Source organism: Pontibacter sp. SGAir0037 (genome assembly GCF_005491705.1).
In the GTDB taxonomy this organism is placed as follows: domain Bacteria; phylum Bacteroidota; class Bacteroidia; order Cytophagales; family Hymenobacteraceae; genus Pontibacter.
In genome coordinates, this window is sequence record NZ_CP028092.1 from 5,249,155 (window position 1) to 5,256,878 (window position 7,724).

Genomic DNA, 7,724 nt, shown 5'->3' on the forward strand with positions numbered 1-7,724 from the left:
CCTATTCCTCCAACCGCTTTATAAGTTTCTCCAGGATGTTCTGTGCTGCTACTGAGATGATTGTACCTGGCCCGAAAACGCCTTCAGCTCCTGCTTTAAACAGGAAATCATAATCCTGTGCCGGAATAACACCGCCTACTATTACCATAATGTCTCCCCGATCTAATTTACGAAGCTCCTCTATCAGCTGCGGCACCAGCGTTTTATGGCCAGCTGCCAGCGAAGACACACCTACCACATGCACATCGTTTTCGGCTGCCTGCATGGCTACTTCGGCCGGTGTCTGGAACAAGGGGCCAATGTCTACATCAAAGCCAAGGTCGGCAAAGGAGGTGGCAATTACTTTGGAGCCACGATCATGACCATCCTGGCCCATTTTGGCAACCATAATCCTTGGGCGGCGACCTTCCAGTTCTTCGAACTGATCGGCCAGTGCTTTGGCACGCTCAAAGTTTTCATCGTCTGATAGCTCTGCTGAGTATATGCCTGAAATAGATCTGATCACGGCTTTATGTCTTCCATAAACTTTTTCTAACGCATCGGAAATTTCGCCTAAAGTAGCACGATGGCGGGCTGCCTCTACAGCCAGAGCCAACAAATTACCATCGCCAGAGGCTGCTGCAGTAGTTAAGGCCTCTAGTGCCTGCTGTACAGCCGCTGCGTTTCGGTTATCTTTTACCTGCGCCAGCCTTTTAAGCTGCGACTCCCGCACGGCTGTATTATCGATATCTAAAATCTCCAGTTCGTCTGCCTGTTCGGGCCTGTACTTATTTACGCCAACTATTATATCCTTTCCAGAATCTATACGGGCTTGTTTACGTGCTGCGGCTTCTTCTATACGCATTTTAGGCAGACCAGTCTCAATAGCTTTAGCCATGCCGCCCAGCTCTTCCACTTCCTGTATCAGTGCCCAGGCTTTGTGCGCCAGCTCATGGGTAAGCGTTTCTACATAATAAGAGCCTCCCCACGGATCGACCACTTTGGTAATGCAGGTTTCCTGCTGCAGGTATAGTTGTGTATTACGCGCAATACGTGCCGAGAAATCGGTTGGTAATGCAATGGCCTCGTCTAAGGCATTGGTATGCAGGCTTTGCGTACCGCCAAGTGCAGCAGCCAAAGCCTCAACACAGGTACGCGTTACATTATTGAACGGGTCCTGTTCGGTTAAGCTCCAGCCCGAGGTCTGGCAGTGGGTGCGCAGCGCCAGCGACTTCGGGTTTTTGGGGTTGAACTGTTTGATCAGCTTTGCCCACAGCATACGGGCAGCCCGCATTTTGGCTATCTCCATAAAATGGTTCATGCCAATGGCCCAGAAGAAGGAAAGCCTTGGCGCGAAATCATCTATATCCATACCTGCTTTAAGGCCTGTGCGCACATATTCCAATCCGTCTGCCAGTGTATAAGCCAACTCTATATCAGCGGTGGCACCAGCCTCTTGCATATGGTAGCCAGAGATAGAAATAGAGTTAAAGCGCGGCATATGCTGCGAAGTATAGGCAAAAATGTCGGCTATTATCTTCATACTGGGCTCCGGCGGGTAGATATAGGTATTCCGTACCATGAACTCCTTCAGAATATCATTCTGAATCGTGCCGCTCAACTGCTCCGGTTTTACGCCCTGTTCTTCGGCAGCTACAATGTAAAAAGCCAGCACAGGCAATACGGCTCCGTTCATAGTCATAGAAACCGACATCTGGTCCAGTGGAATCTGGTGGAAGAGTATCTTCATGTCTTCCACCGAGTCTATCGCTACGCCTGCTTTGCCTACGTCGCCTACCACACGCGGATGGTCTGAATCGTAGCCACGGTGAGTGGCTAAGTCGAAGGCAACAGAAAGGCCTTTCTGGCCACCGGCCAGATTGCGGCGGTAAAAAGCATTCGATTCCTCTGCCGTAGAAAAACCAGCGTACTGCCTGATCGTCCAGGGCTTTTGCACATACATGGTGCTGTAAGGCCCGCGCAGATAGGGCGGTAAACCAGCAGCAAATTTAAGGTGCTCGAAAGACTGCACGTCTTCCGGTGTATAGTAGCTTTTTACCTCGATCTGCTCAGGTGTTTTCCAGCTACCTGCTTCCGGTAATGCAGCCGCTCCTGCTGTACCTAATGTGTTTATATCTATTTTAGAAAAATCCGGCTTCACTTCTTTTCAATTATGAATTATGAATTAGAAATTATGAATGGAAAATACCTGAGCAGATGAATACATCTCCAGATCCCCACAGCTTCACATCCGCACATCTCCATATTATTCCTGCTGGTCCTGCTCATTCTGGGCCAGTCGCTTTTGCACCAGCTCTAAAAGCGTGGTTGTATCGCAGTCTTCAAATATAAATTCATCGTAGCCCTGCTGCATCATTTCTGCTTTCATGTGCTGCGGGTCAGCAGCCAGTATAATAATCGGTTTTACATGATGTTGCTTTAATCTAGGTGCAAGCTCGTGTGTATACGTTGTTTCTGAAGCTGATATAACCACCACTTCTGCAGCTGCATGTATTAAGCTGTCAGAGGCTTCTGCTACTGCGTTATACTGTTGTAACTCTGTTTCAAAGCCGGCACAACTGAAAAACTCTTCTGCAAATGTGGCGTTTAGCTGCCTCTTTTCCGCGTGCCCGATTATGGCTACCACTGCTCTTGGTCTGCGCTTACGTTTGCGGAGATGCAGTTCAGTGGCCATCCGCATTACCTCTGTTGGGTAAGCAGCCCGTGTGGTATCAAAATCGGCCCGCTGGATCAGTTCTTCCGGATCAAAATCCACCTTCTCCTTTGGATTAGGGTATTTATTGGTTCCTACCAGAATTTCTCGCCCTGTGGCAATGTTTGCAAACTTTTTACGACTAACATTTGTGATAGCGCCAAGTATAAAGCCATTCTGATAAGCAGCTTCGAAACCACCCTGCGCTTCCACCTCTTTAAATAAATCCCAGGAATGAACAGCCAGTTGGTTTGTGAGTGACTCGAGGTAGTATGAACCGGCGGCAGGGTCGATGGCTTTATCCAGGTAAGCTTCTTCTTTTAAAATAGTAGACACGTTTCGGGCGATGCGTTCTGAAAACTCATCTGACCTACGAAAGGTGTTGTCGAAGGGAGTAACCGAAAGAGAATCGCAGCCTGCCAGTATGGCAGCCATTGCTTCGGTTGTTACGCGCAGCATATTTACATAAGGATCGAGGGTGGTTTCGAACCAGGAGGAAGTTGTGCTGTGAATACGTATAGCTCCGGCTAACGCTTTCTCTACTCCGTAAGCTTCTGCTACAGCCGCCCATAGTAGTCGAAGCACCCGTAACTTTACAATTTCAAAGAAATAATTTGTGCCGGAGGCCATATAAAACTGCATGTTCCGGAAGGTTGCTTCTAAGGGAACTCCAGCCTCTGTTAATTTATCTATGTAGGTAACAGCGGCATTTAGCGTAAAGGCTATTTCCTGTGTAAAGGAAGCACCTATACTGCTGAAGTTGCTGCCATAGACGGCAAGGCTGTAAAAATCTCGGCTATCCTGTGTTTGCTGCACCATGCTCACGGCTGTTTCTTTTTCTTCTTCTGATAAACAACCCTTTGAGGTTAACGGGTCGTAGTAAACCCCTCCTCTTACTGTATCCGGAGTTATATGTTTCTGCTCCAGTTGCGCATACAGGCGTTTGATAAAGGGGGCAGGTGTGTCTTTCAGCCTGAAGTGCACCACGTGCTTACTCAGATCAAGAGTATCTGCCAGGTAAGCTATATCAAAAAGCGTATCATTGCCCAATACAAAGCATATACCGTCTGCGCCTCTTTGCAGCGCATCGGCAGCCTTGTCTATAGCCGGTTTGCCATTACCCTCTACCTTTATCTGTTGAATATTTAACCAGTTATTCTGGCCAGACCTGGTGCCGCGCATAAACGGAAACTGCCCTGGCTGCTGCTGCATGAGCGGAAGTTGCTGTACATCTTCCTGGGTGAAGAAAGGTTTTATTGTAATGCCATCATAAGTGCGCAAAAAGAGGCTTTCAAGTGCTGTATCACGTAAATCTTTTCGCGCTCTCTCTTCCCAATCTGCTGCGGTGGCAGGGGTAAATTCAGTGAATAGCTTCTGCTCGTGGGTCATTATGCTTTGTTCTGATTTTGCTGTAAAGATAGGATTTTATGCTTTACAAATTTACCTGTACGGGAAGCAGCTTGTTTGTGGTATAGTAATCGTATGGCTGCAGCCTGTAATTGTAAAATTGGCATGTCTCAAACTGCTTTCTTACCTGAAATTGGTTAGCTTTATAGTTTGCTAATCTAACTTAATCTAACAAATATGAAGTTTAACGCTACTATACTTAAACGAACGCTGCCGCTTTGCCTTGGCCTCGGTATATGGGCAGGACCAGCTTTTTCTCAAAACAGCAAGTTGGTGGCCAGGGCCAATGCACAGGCCGACCAGCTGGAAAAGAAAGTAATTGAATGGCGACGCGACTTTCACCAATATCCTGAATTAGGTAACCGGGAAGTTAAAACAGCCGAGAAAATTGCTGCGCACCTTAAGAAGCTTGGAATTGAAGTAGAAACCGGAGTGGCTCATACAGGTGTAGTGGGTGTGCTTAAGGGAGGAAAGCCGGGACCTGTGGTCGCCCTTCGTGCTGATATTGATGGCTTACCGGTTGCGGAAAGGGTTGATCTGCCATTCGCTTCGAAAGAGCGTACCACCTATAACGGCCAGGAAGTGGGCGTAATGCATGCCTGTGGCCACGATACGCATATAGCTATGCTGTTAGGCGCAGCAGAAATTCTGACAGGTATGAGAAGCGAACTGCCGGGCACAGTAAAGTTTCTTTTTCAGCCGGCTGAAGAAGGTGCTCCTCAAGGCGAAGAAGGCGGCGCTTTCCTGATGGTGAAGGAGGGGGTACTGGAAAAAGGGCCTCAACCGGAAGTGATCTTCGGGTTGCACATTAATTCGCAGACAGAAGTAGGCACGCTGAAATACCGTCCTGGCGGTACTATGGCCAGTGCCGATATTTTCAGGATAAAAGTGAAAGGGAAACAGGTGCACGGTGCCTACCCCTGGAATGGTATAGATCCTATCGTCGTGTCTTCCCAGATCATCGGAGGACTTCAAACTATTATAAGCCGGCAAACAGAACTGACAGAAGATGCTGCTGTTATTACAGTGGGCAGCATTCATGGGGGTGTGCGCAATAATATTATTCCGGAAGAGGTACTGATGGAAGGCACCATTCGGGCGCTAAATACGGAAATGCAAAAGCTGGTGCACGAAAAGATAAAGCTTACGGCTACCAAGATAGCCGAAAGCGCAGGTGCCGTTGCCGAAGTAACCATCATACCACAAACGCCTGTTACCTACAACGATCCTGCCCTAACAGATAAAATGCTGCCTACGCTGCAAGCTGTTGCCGGACCAGATAATGTAAAGCTGGTAAAGGCCGTAACCGGAGCAGAAGACTTTTCTTATTACCAGGAAAAGATTCCGGGCTTGTTCGTGTTTGTTGGTGGCATGCAGAAAGGTAAAAAGCCAGATGAAGTAGCACCTCATCATACGCCTGACTTTTATATAGATGAAAGAGGACTGAAGCTTGGCGTAAAAACCCTTACCAGCCTGACAATAAATTACATGGAAGGAAAAAAGAGGAAGTAAGATTTAGCAGTTTTCTTGCTTTAAGCTAATGCTGTGTATAAAGCGGCTATCTGTAGCATTCGTAAAAGTTTAAGTTGTATAGTGCCATCAGGTGCTTCTACGGTAAGCTTTTGCAGCAGAATACTATAAAAAGGCGGAATAGGATAAGCTTTTCCATAGGAGCAGGAGAGTTTCCATTCATTATAAGATTAATTATATTGAATGAGCGTTGCAGTAGTTTTTTATTAGCAACTATAGCAGAATCTCTATTTGTGCTGCGTCTGCTATCTCTTTACTTTTGCGGATAAATATTATCTGCACCCAACTCCATGAGAAAATACCTGAACATAGGTGTATTGCTGTCTGTACTTTGGTTAAGTGCGTGTCAGCAGCGCGTATGGCAACCTGAAGTACAGCTTTCCGAGTCTGATCTGCCTGTAAATAAAACTATTACTGTAAATGCAGTAGCAGAGACAACCATTGCTCCCTATCGGGAGCAGGTTACAGCCAAGATGTCGGAAGTAATTGGAACTGCTCCTGCAGAACTTCAGAAAGATGATTACCAGTCGCCGTTAGGAAATTTTGTAGTAGACCTGCAGCGGGAGCAAAGCCAGCCATTGTATGGCGCACCCATCGACCTGTCGCTGACTACCAATGGAGGTTTACGGGTACCGGTTCCACAGGGAAAGGTAAATGTGGGGACTATTTTTGAGCTGATGCCTTTCGAGAATGAATTGGTGGTGCTCACGCTGGACGGTAATATGGTAAAGGAACTATTTGATTTTGCAGCAAGCACTAAAATTGCGCCTATCGCAAATGCTACCTATACGGTAAAAAATGGCAAAGCAACAGACATCCTGATCGGCGGGCAGCCGCTGAATCTTCAGAGGAACTATACCCTTGTTACTTCTGATTACCTGGCCGGTGGCGGCGACAATATGTCTCTTCTGAAGAAAGCGTTAAAAACAGAGAAGGTAGGATTGATGATGCGCGATGCGATACTGCAGCACATCCGGCAGCTTACAGCGCAAGGTAAGCTCATTACTGCCGATACAACCACACGTGTAACCGTAATTCCTTAAAACCAGCCTGTATGAAAAGAAGAGAGTTTCTAAAAACCACGGCAGCTGGTGCGGCAGGCCTGAGCGTACTGGCTTTGCCTTTTTCTGCCGATGCTGCGGCAAACACTGTAAAATTAACTATCTTACATACCAATGATCAGCATTCCCGCATCGATCCTTTCCCGGACGATGGCCGCAAGTATGGAGGTATGGGAGGGATGGCACGCAGAGCTACTCTGATTGATAAAATCCGGCAGGAAGAACAAAATGTGCTGTTGCTCGATTCGGGCGATATCTGGCAGGGCACACCGTACTTCAATTTTTTTAACGGTGAGCTGGAGTATAAGCTCATGAGCCAGATGAAGTATGATGCAGCTACGATCGGTAACCACGATTTCGATAACGGGCTGGAGGGCCTGCATAAGCAGCTGCCATTGGCCGGGTTCCCGTTTCTGATCGCAAACTATGATTTCGGGAACACCATTCTGAAAGATCGGTTTAAGCCTTACCAGGTATTTGAAAAACAAGGGTTACGCATCGGCGTTTTCGGTTTGGGAATAGAATTAGCAGGACTGGTGGCTAAAAACAACTACGGCAATACGGAGTACCTGAACCCGGTGCAGAAGGCAGAGGAGATGGTAGCGGTGCTGCGGCAGGATGAAAAATGCCATTTCGTAATCTGTTTATCGCACCTGGGCTATAGTTACGACGACGATAAAATTGATGACAGAAAGCTGGCGCAGCAGGTAAGTGGCATCGACCTTATACTTGGCGGGCATACCCATACTTTTATGGAAGAACCTGAGGTGATCCGCCATGCCAGCGGCCACGATACCATGATAAACCAGGTAGGCTGGTCAGGTATATTTTTAGGTCGTATCGACTTTAGTTTCAATAAAAAAACGAAGAAAAAAGGCACTGTGCGTACAGCAGTTTTGCCTGTGGATAACCCTGTATTAACTTCGTGAATAAATAATTTTTTGTTTAAAAATATTTAAGCAAATTTGTAACCCCCTGCTGCTAAAGGAGAGGTTTGTTACACAAAACGAATCTTGTGTGTTTTGGAAAATTGG

5 protein-coding genes are annotated in these 7,724 nt (G+C 47.1%); 3 read left to right on the forward strand and 2 right to left on the reverse strand.

The genetic code is table 11. The features are described from left to right. Position 1 precedes the first annotated feature (1 nt). The gene (scpA, locus tag C1N53_RS21825; protein ID WP_137761314.1) at positions 2-2,140 is read right to left on the reverse strand and encodes a methylmalonyl-CoA mutase; all 2,139 of its coding nucleotides are present in this window, start codon (positions 2,138-2,140) and stop codon (positions 2-4) included. A 105-nt stretch (positions 2,141-2,245) separates the two neighbouring features. Continuing rightward, entirely contained in the window at positions 2,246-4,081 is a 1,836-nt protein-coding gene (locus C1N53_RS21830) for a methylmalonyl-CoA mutase family protein (protein ID WP_137761315.1), read from the reverse strand. A 195-nt stretch (positions 4,082-4,276) separates the two neighbouring features. Here C1N53_RS21830 and C1N53_RS21835 point away from each other — a divergent pair, with 195 nt between their 5' ends. The 3 genes from C1N53_RS21835 to C1N53_RS21845 all read left to right on the forward strand — a co-directional run bounded on the left by C1N53_RS21835 (position 4,277) and on the right by C1N53_RS21845 (position 7,619). Beyond that, positions 4,277-5,611, forward strand: coding sequence for an amidohydrolase (locus C1N53_RS21835; RefSeq protein WP_137761316.1), 1,335 nt, complete (start codon positions 4,277-4,279; stop codon positions 5,609-5,611). A gap of 308 nt (positions 5,612-5,919) precedes the next feature. Beyond that, the gene (locus C1N53_RS21840; RefSeq protein WP_137761317.1) at positions 5,920-6,672 is read left to right on the forward strand and encodes a 5'-nucleotidase C-terminal domain-containing protein; all 753 of its coding nucleotides are present in this window, start codon (positions 5,920-5,922) and stop codon (positions 6,670-6,672) included. A gap of 11 nt (positions 6,673-6,683) precedes the next feature. After that, positions 6,684-7,619, forward strand: a complete 936-nt coding sequence (locus tag C1N53_RS21845) for a bifunctional UDP-sugar hydrolase/5'-nucleotidase (protein WP_137761318.1) — start codon at positions 6,684-6,686, stop codon at positions 7,617-7,619. The last annotated feature ends 105 nt before the right edge of the window (positions 7,620-7,724 follow it).